Genomic DNA, 1,142 nt, shown 5'->3' with positions numbered 1-1,142 from the left:
CTCAACGGTTATCGTTATCGACCTTTGGGGTTTTCCCAACCCCGAAGGTCTTTGCACAGGACGTACCCGAATAAAACCATTGAGGTCCCAAAGACCTCAACGGTTATAGTTATCGACCTTTGGGGTTTTCCCAACCCCGAAGGTCTTTGCGCAGGACGTACCCGGAAAAAACCATCGAGGTCCCAAAGACCTCAACGGTTATCGTTATCGACCTTTGGGGTTTTCCCAACCCCGAAGGTCTTTGCGCAGGACGTAACCGAAAAAAACCATTGAGGTCTCAAAGACCTCAATGGTTATAGCTACAGTTATTTATCTTCCCTTACTCCGGCATAGGTTTGCCGGATGATTTTGCCATTCCGGATAATAAAGGTATCGGTGGCATAGCTCAGGTGGAATGTTGGTGTATCCGCTTCCCATAGGATATAGCCTATATCCTTGACCGCCAGGCTTTCCGTCAGGGTCAGTGTGGCTTGCCCTGCAGGAAAGGCCTTAAAGGCATTGACAAAGTTTTGCCGGATTTCATCAAGGCCCAAATAGGTACCGTTAGGGGTAATCAGAATGGATTCTTCTGTATAATCCTCCATGACTCCTTCCAGGTCATTGCTGATAAAGGTCTCCCAATGGTGGTCCAATACAGATTGAGTGAGGCCTTCATCAATAGAAGATGCCGGAGAACAACCGGAAATGATCAATAAGGCCATAAAAATTAATAGACAAGAATGCTTCATGGGTTTTGGGTTTTGAAAGGTTTTAACCTTTCCCGGCATAAGCTGTAGCCTTTAGGACTCAAAAAGGCTGCCCGGGAAAATTTAATACTTTTAAGATCTGTTTATTCTTTCGAATATACTGAGTATTTATAAAAATTATAAAGAAAAAAGAAATATAAATATCTTGCCCAAGGAAAGGTACCCTAAAACCCTTAAAAGGTGTCCATGACCCGTTTTCCACCATAAGTCATCTATTCCAGCCAGAAATTGAATGACCCAATACTTGCTTTTTAATTTGTATTTTTGTAGGTTATTGTTCTGAAAAAGTTAAGAATTAAATTATTTAATAATTCTTTCCTTTCAGATTTAAAAATAAATACCCTTCTATGTTGCTTTCCTAATTTGTGGGGATATTTTATCTTTAAAACATGAATC

1 protein-coding gene is annotated in these 1,142 nt (G+C 40.9%); it reads right to left on the bottom strand.

The features are described 5' to 3' along the window. Window positions 1–305 precede the first annotated feature (305 nt). On the bottom strand, window positions 306–728 hold the full coding sequence (locus HUJ21_RS20520) for a nuclear transport factor 2 family protein (RefSeq protein WP_291372453.1): 423 nt from the start codon (window positions 726–728) through the stop codon (window positions 306–308). Between the last annotated feature and the right edge of the window lie 414 nt (window positions 729–1,142).

Source organism: Cyclobacterium sp., from assembly GCF_014762705.1.
Taxonomy (GTDB): Bacteria; Bacteroidota; Bacteroidia; order Cytophagales; family Cyclobacteriaceae; genus Cyclobacterium.
This window is presented reverse-complemented; position numbering and strand designations above follow the sequence as displayed.